Source organism: Acetivibrio clariflavus DSM 19732 (assembly GCF_000237085.1).
In the GTDB taxonomy this organism is placed as follows: domain Bacteria; phylum Bacillota; class Clostridia; order Acetivibrionales; family Acetivibrionaceae; genus Acetivibrio; species Acetivibrio clariflavus.
Genome location: NC_016627.1, coordinates 2,560,746 through 2,580,068, shown reverse-complemented (window position 1 = coordinate 2,580,068; position 19,323 = coordinate 2,560,746). Strand labels below are relative to the sequence as shown.

Annotated in this window: 15 protein-coding genes and 1 riboswitch; of the genes, 10 read left to right on the top strand and 5 right to left on the bottom strand. The window is 35.5% G+C overall.

Annotated features, from left to right (window positions below; all coding sequences use genetic code 11):
• Positions 1-26 precede the first annotated feature (26 nt).
• Positions 27-719, bottom strand: coding sequence for a PsbP-related protein (locus CLOCL_RS10930; RefSeq protein ID WP_014255418.1), 693 nt, complete (start codon positions 717-719; stop codon positions 27-29).
• A gap of 180 nt (positions 720-899) precedes the next feature.
• Between CLOCL_RS10930 and CLOCL_RS10925 the strand changes: the two genes are divergently transcribed.
• Complete coding sequence (locus tag CLOCL_RS10925; protein ID WP_014255417.1) at positions 900-1,163, top strand: hypothetical protein; 264 nt, start codon at positions 900-902, stop codon at positions 1,161-1,163.
• Positions 1,164-1,567: 404 nt separating this feature from the next.
• Here the strand turns inward: CLOCL_RS10925 and rpmB are convergent, their stop codons facing one another.
• Positions 1,568-1,756 carry a 50S ribosomal protein L28 gene (gene rpmB / locus CLOCL_RS10920; RefSeq protein ID WP_014255416.1) on the bottom strand — a complete coding sequence of 63 codons (189 nt, stop codon included), beginning with the start codon at positions 1,754-1,756 and terminating at the stop codon, positions 1,568-1,570.
• Positions 1,757-1,949: 193 nt separating this feature from the next.
• Here rpmB and recG point away from each other — a divergent pair, with 193 nt between their 5' ends.
• From recG to CLOCL_RS10900, 4 genes are all read left to right on the top strand, one after another.
• Positions 1,950-4,031: an ATP-dependent DNA helicase RecG gene (gene recG / locus CLOCL_RS10915; RefSeq protein WP_014255415.1), complete on the top strand. Its 2,082-nt coding sequence runs from the start codon at positions 1,950-1,952 to the stop codon at positions 4,029-4,031.
• Between the two features lie 103 nt (positions 4,032-4,134).
• Complete coding sequence (rsmD, locus tag CLOCL_RS10910) at positions 4,135-4,698, top strand: 16S rRNA (guanine(966)-N(2))-methyltransferase RsmD (RefSeq protein ID WP_338029056.1); 564 nt, start codon at positions 4,135-4,137, stop codon at positions 4,696-4,698.
• Positions 4,699-4,704: 6 nt separating this feature from the next.
• The gene (coaD, locus tag CLOCL_RS10905) at positions 4,705-5,184 is read left to right on the top strand and encodes a pantetheine-phosphate adenylyltransferase (protein WP_014255413.1); all 480 of its coding nucleotides are present in this window, start codon (positions 4,705-4,707) and stop codon (positions 5,182-5,184) included.
• Between the two features lie 147 nt (positions 5,185-5,331).
• A complete protein-coding gene (locus CLOCL_RS10900; RefSeq protein WP_014255412.1) occupies positions 5,332-5,769 on the top strand; it encodes a hypothetical protein in 438 nt (145 codons plus the stop codon).
• 145 nt (positions 5,770-5,914) lie between these two features.
• On the opposite strand, the gene ylbJ is transcribed toward CLOCL_RS10900, so the two are convergent.
• The gene (gene ylbJ, locus CLOCL_RS10895) at positions 5,915-7,183 is read right to left on the bottom strand and encodes a sporulation integral membrane protein YlbJ (RefSeq protein WP_014255411.1); all 1,269 of its coding nucleotides are present in this window, start codon (positions 7,181-7,183) and stop codon (positions 5,915-5,917) included.
• Positions 7,184-7,544: 361 nt separating this feature from the next.
• Between ylbJ and CLOCL_RS10890 the strand changes: the two genes are divergently transcribed.
• Entirely contained in the window at positions 7,545-8,720 is a 1,176-nt protein-coding gene (locus CLOCL_RS10890) for a sensor histidine kinase (RefSeq protein ID WP_014255410.1), read from the top strand.
• The gene (locus CLOCL_RS10885; protein ID WP_014255409.1) at positions 8,713-9,363 is read left to right on the top strand and encodes a response regulator; all 651 of its coding nucleotides are present in this window, start codon (positions 8,713-8,715) and stop codon (positions 9,361-9,363) included. The genes CLOCL_RS10890 and CLOCL_RS10885 overlap by 8 nt, the downstream gene beginning before the upstream one ends.
• 168 nt (positions 9,364-9,531) lie before the next feature.
• Positions 9,532-9,626: riboswitch (cyclic di-GMP riboswitch) on the bottom strand.
• A gap of 256 nt (positions 9,627-9,882) precedes the next feature.
• On the opposite strand, the gene CLOCL_RS10880 is transcribed toward CLOCL_RS10885, so the two are convergent.
• Positions 9,883-10,104, bottom strand: a complete 222-nt coding sequence (locus tag CLOCL_RS10880) for a DUF896 domain-containing protein (protein ID WP_014255408.1) — start codon at positions 10,102-10,104, stop codon at positions 9,883-9,885.
• Positions 10,105-10,400: 296 nt separating this feature from the next.
• On the bottom strand, positions 10,401-11,384 hold the full coding sequence (locus CLOCL_RS10875; RefSeq protein ID WP_014255407.1) for a helix-turn-helix domain-containing protein: 984 nt from the start codon (positions 11,382-11,384) through the stop codon (positions 10,401-10,403).
• Positions 11,385-11,684: 300 nt separating this feature from the next.
• On the opposite strand from CLOCL_RS10875, the gene CLOCL_RS10870 reads away from it, so the two are divergent.
• The 3 genes from CLOCL_RS10870 to CLOCL_RS10860 all read left to right on the top strand — a co-directional run bounded on the left by CLOCL_RS10870 (position 11,685) and on the right by CLOCL_RS10860 (position 19,251).
• Positions 11,685-12,914 carry an IS256 family transposase gene (locus CLOCL_RS10870; protein WP_014255406.1) on the top strand — a complete coding sequence of 410 codons (1,230 nt, stop codon included), beginning with the start codon at positions 11,685-11,687 and terminating at the stop codon, positions 12,912-12,914.
• Positions 12,915-13,871: 957 nt separating this feature from the next.
• Entirely contained in the window at positions 13,872-15,608 is a 1,737-nt protein-coding gene (locus CLOCL_RS10865) for a phospho-sugar mutase (RefSeq protein WP_027621685.1), read from the top strand.
• Positions 15,609-15,741: 133 nt separating this feature from the next.
• A complete protein-coding gene (locus CLOCL_RS10860; protein WP_014255404.1) occupies positions 15,742-19,251 on the top strand; it encodes a DNA polymerase III subunit alpha in 3,510 nt (1,169 codons plus the stop codon).
• Positions 19,252-19,323: the final 72 nt, after the last annotated feature.

Below are 19,323 nucleotides of genomic sequence, written 5' to 3'. Positions count from 1 at the left end.
TGTGAATAGGGTATTGATTAAAAGGCCTAGTAGGTTTTGAAGGAATTTACAATCTTTAAAAATGTTTCATATTCTTTTTCATTCCACTGATTTTCGGGAACAAAGTAGCTTATTCTGTACATTTTATCGTCTTTTTTCCAGAACACTTCCAAACCTCTGTAATTCATATCGCTATCGGTAAGGATACTGTATCTCCAGAATACACCCTTGCTATTGTCTACTGTAATTGGCTGTGAAGTAAAGTTTATAAAATTTTGCATTGAGGTTGCCTTGGATTTTTCCAAAAACTCTTCAAGGGAGTAAGGCAGGCTCCATACTTGCACGAACCCGTGAATAGGCTTGTTTTTGTCCTTAAATCCTATATGGTATAAAATTTCCGCACCGCTGAAATATTGTTCCTTTAATTCAAAAGCTGTAGGGTAATCGAAGGAAAATTTACCCTCAATGGATTTATAGGTTGAGAATTTCAGAGGGATATGATGAGCTATGTTGTAATTGGCCTCAATTGTATTGCCTTGGACCTTTTCATTGATGAATATGTCTTCAATGGTGTATTGCAGAGGATAGGAAAAAGATAAATAATCGTTTATGGTTAAATTATAAGCAAAGGTTCGACCGATAAATACGCTTGCAGCAAAAAACATTGCTGTCCATAAAAGAATAATCAGAAAAAGATATAATAATTTTTTTTTATAATTTCTGATATAAATTATATACATTTTCAATCCTCCATAATAAGGTGATGAGAAACCTTACTATATAATTTTATTCATGAAAAGAGTAAATAAAACTTATATTGGGAAATATAATAAAAACATATTAATTGGTTCCTTGACATTTATATTTATAATATTTTCAGCAGAAAATTATTATAATATGATTTACCGGAGGAAGTATCTATGAGCGGATTTATTTTAACTGTAATAATAGCAATAATTTGCGGAAGCGTTCTGAATTCATTGCTTGCAGGAAAAATTAAAGGAGGGGCTGGTGAAGCTGCAGTAGCAGGCCTGGTCGGTGCATGGATCGGTGCTTATATGCCCTTATTTAATAATTTTGGACCTAAAATCTTTGATATAGCTGTAATTCCATCTATACTCGGGGCAGTATTAGGAGTTCTGGTATTGGGTTTCATAAGCGTTACGGTTCAAAAAAGCAGTTAGTGTCAATAAAACCTGTTTTCCGGTAAAGTAAAAATAATCACCAAAAAGTTCAAGTTTGAATAGTATATAAATATAAAGTAGTGGGAGCTTTTTACCGGGGAGGAGTGTTTTATTATGAAGATATTAGTGGTAAAGATGCCCAAATTTTTTGGAAATATACTTAAAAAGGTACTAAGAATGGGATAGAACCTTGTATTTCCATTATGTATAAAAGGGGTTAATATCCCTTTTTATTATTTGATATTAAGTGGATTAAAAAATATAAACTATCCGAATTTTTTGATATATCAAAATTGGGATGGCACAAACAGCCATCTCAATTTTAAACTATTCTTCTACCTTTCCGTTAACAAAATAAATTGAGGCAGCCGTAGCTACCTCAATAGATGAATGTCTTTTCACGATTAAACTGCTCTTGTTACTTTATTGGAACGCAAGCATCTTGTACAAATATTTATTGATTTAGGGGTTCCGTTATCAATTATTCTTATCTTTTTTACATTCGGCTTCCAGGCTCTGTTTGTCTTCCTGTTAGAGTGGCTGACTTTTGAACCAAAAAGATGATCTTTATTGCATACATCACATTTTGCCATTTATAACTACACCTCCTTCAAGTTGGAGAAACCCAATTCTTTATAATAATTTTGATCCTTAACTCAAAACAACAACTATTTTAACATAAACTATGGAACCACTGCAAGTTTTTTTACAAATTTTTTATTTTGCTTTGGAATATATAACTGGTATGGTAAAATAAAAGAAAACAAAATGGCGTTAAGGTGTACTATGGAGGAAGATATCAAAGAACTTTTGAAAATGGATGTTCAAAAGGTAAAAGGTGTTGGACAGGCCAGGGCAAAACAGCTTCACAAGCTTGGAATATATAGCGTTGAAGATATTATTACATACTATCCGAGAGATTATGAAGACAGAAGCAGGCTGAAAAAAATCGGTGAGCTTGTGGATGGAGAATCCTGCACTTTTGAAGGCATTATTGCATCAAAGGTTACCGAGCATAGATTTAGAAAAGGTCTTACCATGTATAAAGTGCTGATAAAAGATGAGACAGGGGCTATCACAGCTACCTGGTTTAACCAGCATTATATAGGAAAGGTTTTAAAGCCGGGAGAAAGATATATTTTCTTTGGAAAGATATCGGGAAAATACAGAAATCTTGAAGTCCAAAATCCCGTTTACGAAAAGTTGGAGGACGGGATAGCCAAAAATGTTCTGAAGATTGTTCCCGTATACCCTTCAACAGCTGATTTAAGCCAAAATACTATCAGAGGGGTAATTAGCAATGCCCTTGATTTGGTAGACGGAAGGCTTACCGAATTTCTTCCTGAAAAGATTTTAAGAGAGTATCGGCTGAGCGAAATAAATTATTCAGTACGGCAAATACATTTTCCCAGAAGTGATGAGGATTTTAAGAACGCACGGTACAGATTGGTATTTGAGGAATTGTTTATATTACAGCTCTGCCTTCTGAGTGTGAAAAAGGCCTTTGAAAATAACAATAAGGGTATTGAATTTTCAAAGGTGCCGGAGATGGAGGACTTTATAAAAAGCCTTCCCTTTAAGCTTACCGATGCCCAGAGAAAGGTTTTTGAGGAAATAGAAAGGGATATGGAAAGCAGTAATGTCATGAACCGGCTTGTTCAGGGAGATGTCGGTTCCGGTAAGACAGTTGTGGCAGCAATGGCACTGTTCAAAGCGGTACGAAACGGATATCAGGGTGCATTGATGGTTCCTACGGCAATTTTGGCAGAGCAGCATTATCAATTAATAAGCAGCCTAATGGAACCTTTCGGTATCAATACAGCCTTGCTGACAGGAAACCAGACGAAGAATCAGAAAAATGAAATACTGGAAGGGATAAGGTCGGGAAAGATTGATATTTTGATAGGTACCCATGCACTGATTGAAGATAATGTAGAATTTATGAAATTGGGACTGGTCATTACCGACGAACAGCACCGTTTCGGTGTAAGGCAGAGAGCGTTGCTGTCAAAGAAGGGAGAGGCACCGGATGTTATTGTAATGACTGCAACACCTATCCCCAGAACATTGGCTCTGATTTTATACGGTGACCTGGATATATCCATTATAGACCAGCTGCCGCCGGGGAGAAAGCCGGTTAAGACTTATGCTGTAGATGAGAGCATGAGGGAAAGGGTAAACGGATTTATAAGAAAAGAGGTCAGTGAAGGAAGGCAGGTATATATTGTATGCCCTCTGGTGGAAGAATCAAGTGAAATAGAAGCCAAATCGGCGGTACAACATGCCAAAGACATTGCAGAAAAGGATTTTAGGGACCTTAAAGTGGGGCTATTACATGGCAAGATGAAATCTAAAGAAAAAGAAGAGGTAATGAAAAAATTTGTTGAGGGAGAAATTGATATTCTTGTCTCGACTACTGTGATTGAGGTTGGTGTCAATGTTCCCAATGCGTCAATAATGGTTGTGGAAAATGCCGAGAGATTTGGCTTGGCTCAGCTGCATCAGCTGAGGGGAAGAGTTGGGAGAGGTAAGCATCAATCCTATTGTATTCTCTATAGTGATGGAAAAACACAGGTGTGCAGGGAGAGAATGAAAATAATGCAAAAAACCAACGATGGCTTTGTAATATCCGAAAAAGACCTGGAATTAAGAGGACCTGGAGAGTTTTTCGGTACAAGGCAGCATGGTATACCGGAACTTAAAATTGCCAACCTGTATAAGGATATCGATATTTTGAAAAAAGCTCAGGAAGCGGCTTTGAAGCTTATCAGCGAGGATAGGGACCTTGAAAAAGAAGAAAATTACGGCTTAAAATTAAAAATGATGGAGATACTAAATGAAAAACTTTATAATATAACAATGAATTAAATGTATTATTGTAGTTGACAATTATATGTGGTAATATAAAATATCATTAGGTTAATTATTTAAATGGACAGATTGTTCTTTCTGAATGTAAAAAAATGGAGGAATATTTATTCTAAGGGTTATATCGGGAGAAGCTAAAGGCCATAAACTTAAAACGCCAAAGGGTAATATGACCAGGCCTACTTCGGACAAAGTTAAAGGGTCAATTTTCAATATAATTGCTCCCGTTATTTTCGACAAGGATGTTTTGGATTTGTTTGCCGGAACCGGGAGCATTGGAATTGAAGCTTTAAGCAGAGGAGCGCGCAGGGCTGTCTTTGTGGACAAAAGCCGTGAGTGCTGCCAAATTATTAAAGAGAACCTTAACCATACCAAATTTACTGAACGGGCGGAAATCCATGCAATGGATGTGTGTACTGCTTTAAGTATGCTTTCGCAGATGGATAGCAAGTTTGATATAATATTTTTGGATCCTCCCTACGGCAAAGGTTTGGTGGATGAGACTTTAGCTTGCATTGCCGATACCGATGTATTAAAACAGGATACTCTTATTATAGCTGAACATGATGTGAAAGATGTTGTTCCGGAATGCGTTGGAACATTAAAGAATTTTAGAAAGCAGAAATACGGAGATACCGTTATATCATTTTATAGACAGGAAGTGTAGCAGACTTTGAGAGTGTATGTTTATCCGGGGAGTTTTGATCCCGTTACCAACGGACATGTGGATATAATTAAAAGAGCTGCGTTGTTGTGCGACAAGCTTATTGTTGCAGTATTGATTAATAGCAGTAAGAAACCGACTTTTACATTGGAAGAAAGGGTAAAGCTTCTGCATTGTGCCCTGGCCGATGTACCTAATGTCGAAATCGAGAGTTTCTCAGGTCTTTTGATTGATTTTATGAAAAAAAAGAATGCAACAGTGATAATAAAGGGTTTGAGAGCTGTATCGGATTTTGAATACGAATTGCAGATGGCATTGTTGAATAAGAATTTGGACCCTAATATAGAGACTTTGTTTATGATGGCCAGCATAAATTACTCATTTTTGAGTTCAAGTTCAGTAAAGGAACTGGCAAGGCACAAAGGGAATATTGAAGGTTTGGTTCCCGATTGCATTATAGACGAGGTAATGAAGAAATTTAATGAATAACCGTTTTTATCGCAGCATGGCTCAGTTTAATAGAAGTAATGTTATAAGCAAGTGCGGGTTTACATAGTTTGCACCAATACGTCAAAGATTTTTAAACATTAGCATTGTATAAAAACACTGGCTCAAAAAATCCTGGGAGGGGTTTTAATGGAGATACTATCGATAATTGAAACGCTGGAAGAGGTCATTGAAAAAAGTATAAGTGTGCCGTTTTCCGGAAAGTGTATGGTTGACAGGGAAGAGATACTTGAAATAATAAAAGAAATGCGACTTAAACTTCCTGACGACATCAAACAGGCAAAATGGGTAAAGGAAGAAAGACAGAAGATTCTTTTGGAAGCCCAGAAAGAGGCTAATAATATCATTAAAGATGCTGAGAACAAAATAGCTTCTCTTATTGATGAACATGAAATTACAAAAAAAGCCTATGAACAGGCAAATGAAATTGTATCAAATGCACAAAAAAATGCCCGTGAGATAAGGCTTGGCACCAAAGAATATGCGGATAATGTACTTAGCAAAGTTGAGGAGATACTTGAGGAAACCCTTGAAGTTATAAGAGCCAACCGCAAAGAAATGAAATAATTTTTGCATTGATGGATGGTTAAAGGATTAGCTGCTTTTTTAAATGCAAATAGGATTTAAATATTGTTTGGAAGCGTTTCAATCGGTTAAAAATTAATTGTGATAATTGTGACGGGATAGTTTTTTAAAACCATCTTATCTTTATTTATTCTTTAAGCCTTTTGCATATTTTAACTAAAAATGATATTCCTGCCATCACAATTAAAACAGCAAGTGAAATTAATACGTTTTCAATTGATTTTACAAAGTAATTTAAACAACTCCAATCGGATGTATATGTGAAGTAACCGAAAACACTCTGGCTTTCTAAGTCCGGTATAATAGAAAGATTCATGAAAATCGATACATAAAGGGCTGCAAAAAGTCCATGCATAAGCTTTCCGAATAAATAGGGTTTTATACTGATGTCAGTTTTTGAAATTATGCTGTAAACCTGAAAATGGACTGATAAACCTGCCCATCCTAAAATCAGACTTATTGCCGAAAGCTGTTGTGCAAAAGATATTCCTTCCAATTTACTTATCATGTTTATCCCGGTTGTAATTTCAAAAAAGCCACTCAAAACAGAAGAGATTATTTCCCGGGAAATACCCGATAAAGGAAACAGCAGAGATAAAAAAGCGGCTGCAATGTTTATTACGCCAGTCTCCAGCAAAAGGTTTATAATTACAGAAAAAAGTATAATAAAACCGCCTATTGTAAGTATGGTGTTTATTGAACTGCGAATAGAATCCCCTAATATTTCACCAATGTTTACCGACTGAGTATTTGCCAATTCCTTCTTAAATTTCTTTAAAATATTGCTGCACTCAGGATTTTTACCCGAAGTTTTTTTACAGCCATAAAATCTGAAAAATATTCCAACAGTAATGCAGGCTAATATGTGGCAAAAGAGTAAGATAAAGCCGATTTTGGGGGTGTTGAACATGCCTACAGCGACTGCACCAACGATAAAAAGCGGTCCCGAATTGTTGGTGAAAGAAAGAAGCCTTTCCGACTCGGTTTTTGTGAGCAATTTTTCTTCCCGCATTTTGGCAGTAAGCTTTGCGCCTACAGGATAGCCGCTGGTTATTCCCATAGCAAGGGCAAAAGAGCCGCAGCCTGGGACGTTGAAAAGTGGACGCATTATGGGTTCAAGCAAAATACCCAATGATTTTATAAATCCGGTACGGTAAAGAATTTCCGATGCTACAAAGAAGGGGAAGAGCGATGGAAATACAACATTTAACCATAGGTTTAACCCTCTTGATGCTGAACTAACTGCGGTGTTTGAAAAAATAATCAGTAATAGTACAAAAACTGTGCATATTATGGGGAGTGAAAGGCGCTTTAAGTAAATTACCGAAGTCGGCTTAAAATTGTATAAGGCAATTAAAAGCATGCCGGACAATACTGCAAATGCGTATAGACTCATATTTCCCCCTAAAAAATTGATTGCTATAATTTTATTCTATTATGAATTAAATGAAATATTACTGAACTTTTTTGAATAGCAAAAGTTTACATAACGTTGAAAAGATCGAAGGATTAAGTGCTGCAAGTCCATTAAAACATGTTTTTTATTCCAGTTAATTATTTTTAAAAAAAGTATAAAAAAATTTCAAAATTTTTCGATATAAAAATAGAGAAAAGGTTTTTAGTCTTTTTTTATAAAATTATTGTAAACACATTTCAAAAGATAAATCCCTTATCATTTGAGTTTTTGATGGATAATCAGAGTTTTTGAAATGATGGCTGAAATTCTCTTTTAAGTAAACTTGGAGAGGTAAAAAAATGTGACTAATCATAAAGTGGATATAGCTAATTTAGACAGAATTGTAAAAAAAACTATTGAAGCAATAAACAACAGTAAGACTGAACTGTTTGAAATAGCTGAGAACGCAAGAAAGGAATGCGAAAGGCTTAAAAGAGAGCTTGAAGAACTCAAAGAACGAGCTGCCCTTCTTATTGACGATGTTGAATTTTTGGAAAGTGAGCTGAAGCAAGTCAAGAGGCAGTTAATGATAATAAATAAAAACTACGACAAATACACCGAGGAAGAGGCAAAACAAGCATATGAAAAAGCGGACAGTCTCCGGATTGAATTGGCTATAAAACGTGAACAGGAGCAGTATTTGATAAGAAGAAGAAATGAATTGGAGATTAGACTGAAAGATTCCATCAGAACGGCTGAAAAGGCGGACAGGCTTATTTCAAACATCGGAATATCCTTAAGCTGCCTAACCGGGGACCTTCAGCAAGTGACACTTCAGCTTGAGGACTTGCAACAGAGACAAATTATGGGACTAAAAATAATCAAAGCTCAGGAGGAAGAACGTCAAAGGGTTGCAAGGGAGATGCACGACGGTCCTGCACAGTTAATGTCCAATATTGTATTAAAAGCAGAGATATGTGAACGGTTGATGGATTCCGATCCTGTAAAAGCCAAGGAAGAACTGAGAAATTTGAAATCCATAGTTCGGGACACCCTTCAGGACGTAAGAAAAATTATATACAATTTAAGGCCTATGTCTTTGGATGATTTAGGATTGGTTCCGACACTTCAGAGATTTATCCTTACTTTTCAGGAGGAATCAAATATTGCGGTTAATTTTAAGACAAAAGGCGTTTGTGAAGAGATAAAACCTGAAATATCCCTGACAATTTTCAGAATAGTCCAGGAAAGCGTAAATAATGTAAGAAAGCATGCTGAAGCTACCAAGGTTTCAATCAGTCTGGAATTTTTGGAAAGGGAATTAAGGCTTAAAGTTGCGGATAACGGCAAAGGGTTTAACACCGAGGAGTTGAAGACCAGAAAGGACAATGTAAACAGCGGATTCGGTCTTTATAGCATGAGGGAAAGGGTCGATCTGTTAAACGGAAAATTTGAAATTAATTCTGCTATAGGCAGAGGCACACGATTGGATATAACTGTACCCTTAATTCCGCACGAGGAGGTCTCAAATGGATAAGATACGCGTTATGATAGCAGATGATCATACTATGATGAGACATGGTCTCAAGCAGATATTGGAGCTTGAAAACGATATGACTGTGATTGCGCAGGCACCTAATGGAGAGGAAGCTATAAAGCTGGCAAAAGAGTGCAACCCCGATGTTATACTAATGGATATTAATATGCCCGGAATGAATGGTTTACAGGCTATAAAAGAAATAAAGGAAGACAATATTCCGTCTAAGATTATTGTGTTAACCATTCATGACGATAGAGAGTATCTTTTTAAAACAATTCAAATGGGAGCGGAGGGATATGTGTTGAAAGATGCAGAACCGAGTGTTTTGGTAGATGCCATAAGAAGTGTAAACAATGGGCAGCCGTATATACAGGCCAATATGACAAAAGAACTTGTAAAGGAGTTCAATAAAATCACCTTAAGTGATAAAGCCAAAAATGAGGAAACAAACCTTACTGCCAGAGAAATGGAAGTACTCGAGCTTATAGCCGAGGGCCTGATAAATAAGGAAATAGCCAAACGTTTGTACATAAGCGAAAAGACAGTTAAAAACCATGTTTCAAATATTTTCAGGAAATTGAACGTATCCGATAGAACACAAGCGGCTATTTATGCTTTCAAGCATAATTTGACAAACTGATTATTAATACAGCAATTATCGCAATAGATAAGGCCTTGCCTGTTAATAGGAAAACAGGAAGGCCTTTATATTTTAAAAGTATTTAAATATCAGTAAATAAAAAAAGCGGTATAAGGAAATTAAGTAGACCTATTTTCCATATATTTTAAAGAGAATAAACAGAACTCTTATGGCAGCCTGGCGATCATATTAAGGATATTCATCCTTAACTTAGACCCAAAGCTTTGCGTCATCATCTTTCAATGATTTTGCCCTGTTTCATAAGTCTATTTATCTCCTTATACCTGACGTTTAAGGGAGGTAGAATGTGTTACAATTTTATTATAACACAGTTGGTGAAGATGTTATAGCACCGAATTGCCGAAAATATCGGTAGCAAATTGCTAATAAAGATAACCGTTTAAATTATTTGTGTAATGCGAAAAATTTCACATAAAATCTTAATAATTTACACTTTTTTAAAAAATTATTTTTAATTTCTTCCAAAAATAAAAAGGTCGTTTAAAAAACATATATAAATCAATGCTTTTCAGTCGTATTTGTTTTCTGTTTTAATGGCCTTTTGTTACCTTTTTCATCCATAATGACAATTGAATCAAGGGTAGACTTCAAACTGTTCCTGAATTCGTTGATATACTCGTTTCTTAGCCTTTGCTGCTCCTGCTTTTCTTCAGGAGTGAGCCCCACTGTTTTGGATTTTCTGGCCAATTCATTTATTCTGTTTATTCTATTTTGATCCATTTTATCACTTCTCACTTCCGTTTTTTTGTGTAAGTTATATAAAATTGCAAAGTGCACACCCTTTTACTTTAGTAATAAGAATGTTTTACCTGATGATATGTTAATTTTCAGTTGATTCGGGTGAACATACTGCAATTTTATCACATAAAAGGCTATAAAGAAAGATTTAACTCTCATGATTATTAAAAATATGTTAACATGAGGGTTGTATATTTGCGAGAAACAAGAATATCATAAATGTGTTAAATCTAGAAGGCATTATTGATTTATAATGCAAAAATTGCAACTCTTAGTTTTCATATGAGTGAGAAACTGATGTTGGTCAGTTTAGTTTGAAAATTATCGATACTCCTATTGAGTTGTTTTGTTGTATCGATTTTATATATTTTACAAAATTTTATCAATAGTTTTTTAAAATTATCTTGATTTGTTATATTATACAAATTTATTGCAGTTCTTAATGAGGTTATATATGTTTCATCTCTAAGAAAGTATTGGGCTATCCCTTTACGGGAGTAAAGATGAGCTAGGCAATTAAGTTTATTATTTTCTATACACAATTTTATTCCTTCATTAGCAAAATATAAAGCTTTTGAGTGCATGTTCATTTTATGAAAAGTATATGATATATTATATAGTATTTTGAGTTTTATGTTAATTTCATCTGAGTTTATGGAATTTAGACAGAAAAGAAGCATTTCCTGACATTTTTCAACTGATTCTAATTCACTGAATAACAGAGCAATATTCATCAGAATCCTAATTTCAAAGTCACAATACACAAATTCTTTATATTTAATCTGATTAAATTTGGGAGTCATTACTTTCATTGCAAAAATTAGCTTTGATAAAGATTTTTCATAATCTTTATATATTTTTTTTAATATAATTGCTTCGACAAAATAGTAGAATTGATGCATTAATTTATAAGCATAATTATTTAGATTTTGCTTATCTAAAATTTTCTTCATATATTTTAAATCATTTTCTAAATTAAAATAATTGCCATTTTCAATTTTGCATTCTATTTTGTTCTTTAATTTATTAAACTCGTCGTAGTTGGGAATTCTATAGTTGAGCAAAAGCTGATTTAGATCCACTTTTAATATAGGTGAAAGTAATTCTAAGGTTATTTGTGTAGGCAATACTTTTCCGTTTTCAATTTTTCTTAAAGTTTCAATAGTTAATGAAGATAAGTTCGATATATCTTTTTGAGTATAACCTAAATTTTTTCTAATTTGACTTATTTTCCTACCAAATGCTTCAAGATTGTAATACATAAAATCACATCCTATTACCCCAATTCGAATTGGATTTACTTTATCTGAAAAAAATTATATTATTATATTACAATAAAAAAATTTATAATATATGGTAAATTATATCATGTATTTAATACTATGTCATATTGTATTTTATTTACAAAAAACAAATAATTGGTTAAATAATAGAGGTTATAGTCTTAAGTAGTAGTGTAAAATTGATGACTTAAAATTACTGGAAAATATTGTCCCTTGAAAATAAAGCCACGATATGGTTTTCTACTATGTTAGCCAAACAAAAGTAGAGGAGGTCATATCATGGCTACAAAAGATATAATGCCACTAATCGAAGAAATTTTCAAGTATTATGGACATGTAAAAGATGGAGATTTCATGAGAGATCTGATGGCTTTAATACTAAATAAGTTGATGGAAGCTGAAGTGACTGCAAAAATTGGTGCAGATAAGTATGAACGTACAGAAGAAAGAAATAATCAAAGGAATGGTGTCAGAATCAGACCATATAATACCCGTCTTGGTACCATTGATTTAAAAATACCTAAACTTCGTGAGGGAACCTATTTCCCAAGTTTTCTAGAGCCTAGGCGTATGTGGAAAAAAGCACTTGTTAATGTTGTTCAGGAAGCATATATCCATGGTATAAGCACCCGAAAAGTGGATGAATTAGTTCAGGCACTTGGTATGGAAGGTATTGATAAAAGTAAAGTATCACGCATAAGCCAAGAACTTGATGAATATGTTACTCAATTTGTAAACCGTAAATTAACAATTAAATATCCATATTTGTGGTTGGATGCAACATTTCCAAAAGTACGGGAAGGTGGACATGTAGAAAACATGGCATTGGTTGTAGCAGTAGGTGTTAATGAAAATGGTGAACGTGAGATTTTGGGTTTTGATGTTGGACTTACAGAAAGCGGGCCATTCTGGACAGAGTTTTTACGCCGACTTGTAAATCGTGGATTACATGGAGTCCAACTTGTTATTAGTGATTCTCACGAAGGGTTAAAAAAGGCGATTTCAGAAGTTTTAGGAGGTTGTTCGTGGCAAAGGTGTCGAGTGCATTTTATGAGGAATGTATTAAGTCAGGTGCCACGGAAACAGCAAGGTATGGTATCAGCAATAGTAAGAACAGTATTTGCAGCACCGGACCAGAAAACAGCTAAGAATCAATTATATACAGTTGTAGAACAGTTAAAGGGAAGATTTCCGAAAGCAATGGAAGTCTTGGAAAATGGATGTGAGAATGTGTTGCAGTATATGGAGTTTCCGCGAGAACATTGGGCACAGCTACATTCCACGAATCCATTAGAAAGACTAAACAGGGAAATACGGCGAAGAACTGACGTGGTAAGTATATTTCCAAATCGTGAATCAGTAATAAGATTGGTTGGATCAATATTAATAGAGCAGCACGAGGAATGGCAAATTGGTCGAAGGTACTTTAGTAAAGAATCAATGAATAAGTTGGTAAAGCCTGCAATTGGGACATATAGTTTGGCCCCAGAGGCATTATTGCACAAATAAAGTTAGCTTGCTTTTTTAGCTGAATCCCGAGGCTATTTTTACTACACTTAAATGGCCTTAGGCAGTGTCCGCCATGCTACACTGGAAAATTGCGGAGGATGAGGTAAATGTAACTTGCTTCTTCCCCTCATCCCTCGGCACAATAAAGAGAGCATGGCGGAATGTGGTTGTCAAGGAAAAGCCCGGTTTGGGCCCTTGACAACCACATTAGCGGAAATTAAAGAAACATAGTAGAAAACAATTTACACCACTTGACAAGACACTATCAAAATTCATCGCAGTTTCATATGGATTTCATATTTATACCGGTCAGAATTGAGGTAGATGGCAAGTCATTAATGGAAGGGTCAAAATTGGTGCTATGATTTTTATATTTATATATACAATTATTTTACAATATAAAAGCAATTGCAACTTGTATTTAAAGAAGCAATAAAAAATTAGATAGAAGTTGCTAATGAACCTTTTCAATGCCGTGGTCAATAAGTAAAGCGGGATAAAATTACGGGCTATTACGCGGAAAAACCGGTGCAATAGCCTTCCTTTATAATATTAAATATTTATAATATTTAGGATGCGATTTTATTAAAAAATAAAAATTTTTTCACAAAAAATTATTTTTATACTGTGCAAATTGAGGGGATATTATTTATGGAAAGAGAAATCGTGGAATAAACATAATTTTGTGGAACAGTTGCTTTACATTATTTATTATGATAATATCTATGTTTGCGGTTGTAAAATGGAATAAATATGGTATACTAGTTACTGAAAATTTGAAATACTAATATTATATTAATATAATAATAAAGTAAAATTGATGCATAGCAATCAGTTAAATATATGTTGTGGGCGAGACTCACAGATAAAAAGTGCTTTTTGACATTTGCTACATACGGATGATGTTAAAAAGCACTGTTATATAGAAAATAGGATAGAGGAGAGTAATGTATGTCAATATCAAGTAGTGCAATGTATAAATTTTGGTTAGGAAATGAGTATTTTGACGAGCAAACGAGAGAAGAACTGCAAAAGATAAAGGATGATCCTAAGGAAATTGAAGATAGATTTTACAAATATCTTGATTTTGGTACCGGAGGGCTTAGGGGACTTATCGGAGCAGGAACAAACAGGATGAATATTTATACTGTAAGAAGGGCATCCCAGGGTCTGGCTGATTTTATAAACAGTATAGGTGCAGCTGACAGAGGGATTGTCATTGCTTACGATTCGAGGAACATGTCACCGGAATTTGCCCTTGAAACGGCAAAAGTATTTGCAGGAAACGGGATAAAAGCCTATTTGTTTGATGAGTTGAGACCTACTCCGGAATTATCTTTTGCAGTGAGACATTTGAAAGCGGCTGCAGGTGTAGTTATAACTGCAAGCCATAATCCTAAAGAGTATAATGGTTACAAGGTATATGGCGAAGACGGAGGACAGCTTCCTTTGGAAGAGTCCAACAAGGTTCTTGAGTTCATGAACAAGATTGAAGACATAACATGCGTCAAATTGATGGATAAGGATGAAGCCATTGAAAAGGGTCTTATAAAGATTATAGGTAAGGAAGTGGATGATGCTTACATATCAAAGCTTAAAACCCTTTGCGTAAATCCTGACATTGCAAGGAGTGTTGGAGAGAATTTTAAAATCGTATACACGCCGCTGCATGGTTCGGGGAATAAGCCGGTCAGACGAATACTTGACGAGATTGGCTTTAAAAACGTTCTTGTGGTAAAGGAGCAGGAACTTCCCGACAAAAACTTTTCAACGGTGGCATATCCGAATCCTGAAGAAAAAGAAGCCTTTACCCTTGCCATAGAGCTGGCAAAGGCAGAGAATGTTGATCTTATAATCGGTACGGACCCTGACTGTGACAGAGTTGGTGTGGTCGCAAGGAATAGGGACGGTGAGTATGTCACACTTACCGGTAATCAGACAGGGTGTTTGCTTTTAGAGTATATTCTTTCGCAGAAAAAAGCAAAGGGAGAACTCCCGCAAAACGGCTTTGTGGTAAAAACTATTGTAACCACAGAGCTTGCAAAACAGATTGCGAAAGAATACGGTGTGGAACTCATTGAAGTGCTTACCGGTTTTAAGTTTATCGGTGAGCAGATAAAACTTCTTGATGAGAATGGAGATAAGAAGTATCTCTTTGGGTTTGAGGAAAGTTACGGATATTTGGCAGGAACTTTCGTGAGAGACAAGGATGCTGTTGTTGCATCAATGCTGATTGCAGAAATGGCAGCATATTATAAATCAAAAAATATGTCTCTTTATGACGCTTTAATGGAGTTATTGAACAAATACGGGTATACAATAGAGGGAATTAAATCCTATACCCTCAAAGGTAAAGAAGGCGTAGATAAAATAAAGGATGCCATGGAAAAATTGAGAAAAGATGAAATTACGAAGTTCGGAACTGTTCAGGTTGCTGCTGTCAGAGATTATCAAAAGGGCGAAAGATATGAAATAAGCACGGGTAAAAGGGAATCAACCAATTTGCCTAAGTCCGATGTTTTATATTATGAACTGCAGGACGGCAAATCATGGTTCTGTATAAGACCTTCAGGAACCGAACCGAAAATAAAAATTTATTATGGTGTGACTGATAACGGAATTGATGAAGCGAAAGCAAAGCTTGAACATGTTCAGACCAATGTTTTGGGTGTAGTTGAAAATCTTTTGTTCTAATACGATAATGGGAATAGCCGAACCGATAAGCAATTACTGTAATTGTAGCTTATAACCGAATATGTTATAATACAAGAATAAATTTAAGGGATTCTTTTTATAAGAATCCCTTATCTATAAAGGATGATGTATTTTGGGGAATTTTGTGCATCTGCATGTCCATACGGAATATAGTTTGCTTGATGGAGCAAACCGGATAAAAGACCTGATTAAGAGAACGAAAGAATTGGGTATGGACAGTATTGCCATTACTGACCATGGAGTAATGTATGGAGTAGTTGAATTCTATAAAGAGGCAGTAAGTAGCGGAATAAAGCCGATTTTGGGCTGTGAGGTATATACTGCGAAAAGAACCCGACACGACAAACAGGGGGCTGTCGATTCGGATCCCGGGCATTTGGTGCTTTTGGCAAAAAATAATCAGGGATACAAAAACTTGATGAAAATTGTATCCATAGGTTTTACCGAGGGGTTCTACTATAGACCGAGAATTGATTTTGAAGTTCTTGAACGCTATAGTGAGGGATTGATTGCCTTAAGTGCATGCCTTTCCGGTGATGTGCCTAAAGCTCTTCTAAATAATGATTTTGAAAAGGCAAAAGAAATTGCGCAAAAATATAGCGGAATTTTCGGCAAAGACAATTTCTATCTTGAAATACAGAGCAACGGAATAGAGGAACAAAGGTATGTAAACAGCCAGCTTATTAAACTTTCAAAGGAAACAGGAATTCCTCTGGTTGCTACAAATGATGCCCATTATTTGAGAAAAGAGGATGCAAGAGCACATGAGATTCTGCTATGCATTCAGACAGGAAAGAGTATAAATGATGAAGACCGAATGAAGTTCCCGACGGAAGATTTCTATGTGAAATCCCCTGAAGAGATGGAAGAATTTTTTAAAAATATACCGGAAGCTATCTCAAATACGGTAAAGATAGCTGAGATGTGTAATGTGGAGTTGGAATTCGGCAAGCTTCATTTGCCTAAATTCGGCGTTCCGGATGACAAAGATGCCTATGAATACTTGAAGGAATTGTGCTATGACGGATTGAAGCGCCATTATGGAGAGAATATTGAGGATAAGATTGATAGATTGGAATATGAGTTGTCTGTTATAAAACAGATGGGATATGTGGATTATTTCCTTATTGTTTCGGATTTTATCAGATATGCCAAGGATAGGGGTATACCTGTCGGACCTGGCAGAGGTTCGGCTGCCGGAAGTTTGGTTGCCTACTGTTTAGGTATAACCAATATTGATCCGCTGAAATACAATTTGCTTTTTGAGCGTTTTCTGAATCCGGAGAGAATAACCATGCCGGACATAGATATAGACTTTTGTTATGAGAGAAGACAAGAGGTAATTGACTATGTTGTCAGAAAGTATGGAGAGGACAAGGTATCGCAGATAATAACTTTCGGTACCATGGCAGCGAGAGGTGCCATCCGTGATGTGGGAAGGGCATTGGACATACCCTATAATGAAGTGGATGTTATAGCAAAAATGATACCGATGCAGATAGGAATGAGCATAGACAAGGCATTGGAGATTAATCCCGAACTTAGGGCAAGATATGAGCAGGACAGTAAAGTCAAAGAGCTTATCGATACAGCAAGACTTTTTGAAGGAATGCCGAGGCATGCTTCCACCCATGCTGCCGGTGTGGTTATATCAAAAGAACCTATAACCAATTATGTACCTCTTAATAGGAATGATGAGTGCATTACCACCCAATTTCCTATGGGACAATTGGAAGAAATCGGCCTTTTGAAAATGGACTTTTTGGGGCTGAGAACCCTTACAGTAATTAAAGATGCTGTAGATTTGATATATGAGAATCATAACGTAAAGATAGATATTGACAGAATCGATATGAACGATTCTAAAGTATTTAAGTTGATTGGCGAGGGTAAAACAGCCGGAGTCTTTCAGCTTGAAAGTGCAGGCATGACTCAGTTTATGAAAGAACTGATGCCTACATCCCTTGAAGATGTTATTGCGGGAATTTCCTTATACCGTCCCGGACCAATGGATCAGATTCCCAGGTATTTAAAGAATAAGAATAACCCTTCTGAGGTAAAGTATGACCATCCTCTTCTGGAAAATATCCTGAATGTGACTTATGGCTGTATGGTGTATCAGGAACAGGTTATGCAAATTGTAAGGGACCTTGGAGGATATTCCATGGGAAGGTCCGATTTGGTACGCCGTGCAATGGCAAAAAAGAAAGCAAGTGTAATGGAACAGGAAAGGAAAAATTTTATATATGGTATAGATGACGAGAAGGGAAATATTATAGTAAAGGGATGTATAAGGAATGGTGTGGATGAAGCAGTTGCAAACAAAATTTTTGATGAAATGATGGATTTTGCAAGTTATGCTTTTAATAAATCCCATGCAGCTGCCTATGCCGTAGTGGCATATCAGACAGCATGGCTTAAATGCTATTATCCGCTGGAGTTTATGGCAGCATTGCTAAACAGTTTTTTGGGAAGCAGTGACAGAATATCGCAGTATGTCTATGAATGTAAAACTTTAAATATTGAAGTGCTTCCTCCGGATATAAACGAAAGTCAAATGAAATTTACCGTGGTTAATGGCAAAATACGGTTTGGACTGGCAGCTGTTAAAAATGTCGGGGAAAATGCAGTAAAATCCATTATTGAAGAGAGAAAGGCCAGAGGTCCGTTTAAAAATTTCAGGGATTTTTGCGACAGGATTGACACAAGAGAAGTGAATAAAAGGTGTGTGGAGAGCCTGATTAAGTGTGGTGCTTTTGATTCGATGGGAGTTTACAGATCAAAGCTTATTGCGGTTTTCGAGAAGATGCTTGATGGAATTGCCCAGACAAAAAAGAGGAACATGGAAGGACAAATGTCACTGTTTGAAATGTCCATAGCCGGAAATGAAAAGTCAATATATGGGGAATCGGCCCTTTATGAAGATAACGATATATATCCCGACATAAAGGAATATCCCAACAAGATGCTTTTATCAATGGAAAAAGAGATGTTGGGGCTTTATATTTCAGGACATCCTTTGAGCGAATTTGATGAAGAGATCAAAAGAACGGTGACTTTGTACAGTTCTGACTTAAATATATATTCAAATCAAAGTGAAGAACCCTATTTAATGGATAATTATAAAAATATATCCGATGGAATGAATGTTGTAGTTGGAGGAATAATTACATCAAAGAAAACTAAAACTACAAAAAACAATAATCTGATGGCATTTTTAACATTGGAAGATTTGTACGGAATAATGGAAGTTATTGTATTTCCTACTGTGCTGGAGAAATATGCAAAATTTATTATTGAAGAAAATATTGTCCTTATCAAAGGAAGGATAAGCATTAAAGAGGAAGAACAACCGAAGATAATATGTGAAGAGGTAAGTCCGCTAAAGAAAATGCATATTCGAAAGGTATATTTAAGACTGAATCCAAATGTGGAAGAAGACAAAAAGGAGTCATTACTGGCTTTGTTAAAATACTTCAATGGGGATACTCCGGTATGTGTTTGCAATAACGGTGATAAAAAGGGAATAACTTTGGAAAAAGAGTACTGGGTGACATTGAATGACTGTGTGATGACAGAATTGATACAGAGACTTGGTGAAGAAAATGTTAAAGTTGTCTAAAAAGTTATAAATTAAATTAAAAATTATACGATAATAATAAATAAGGATCGGTAACTTAATATGTGTCTAAAA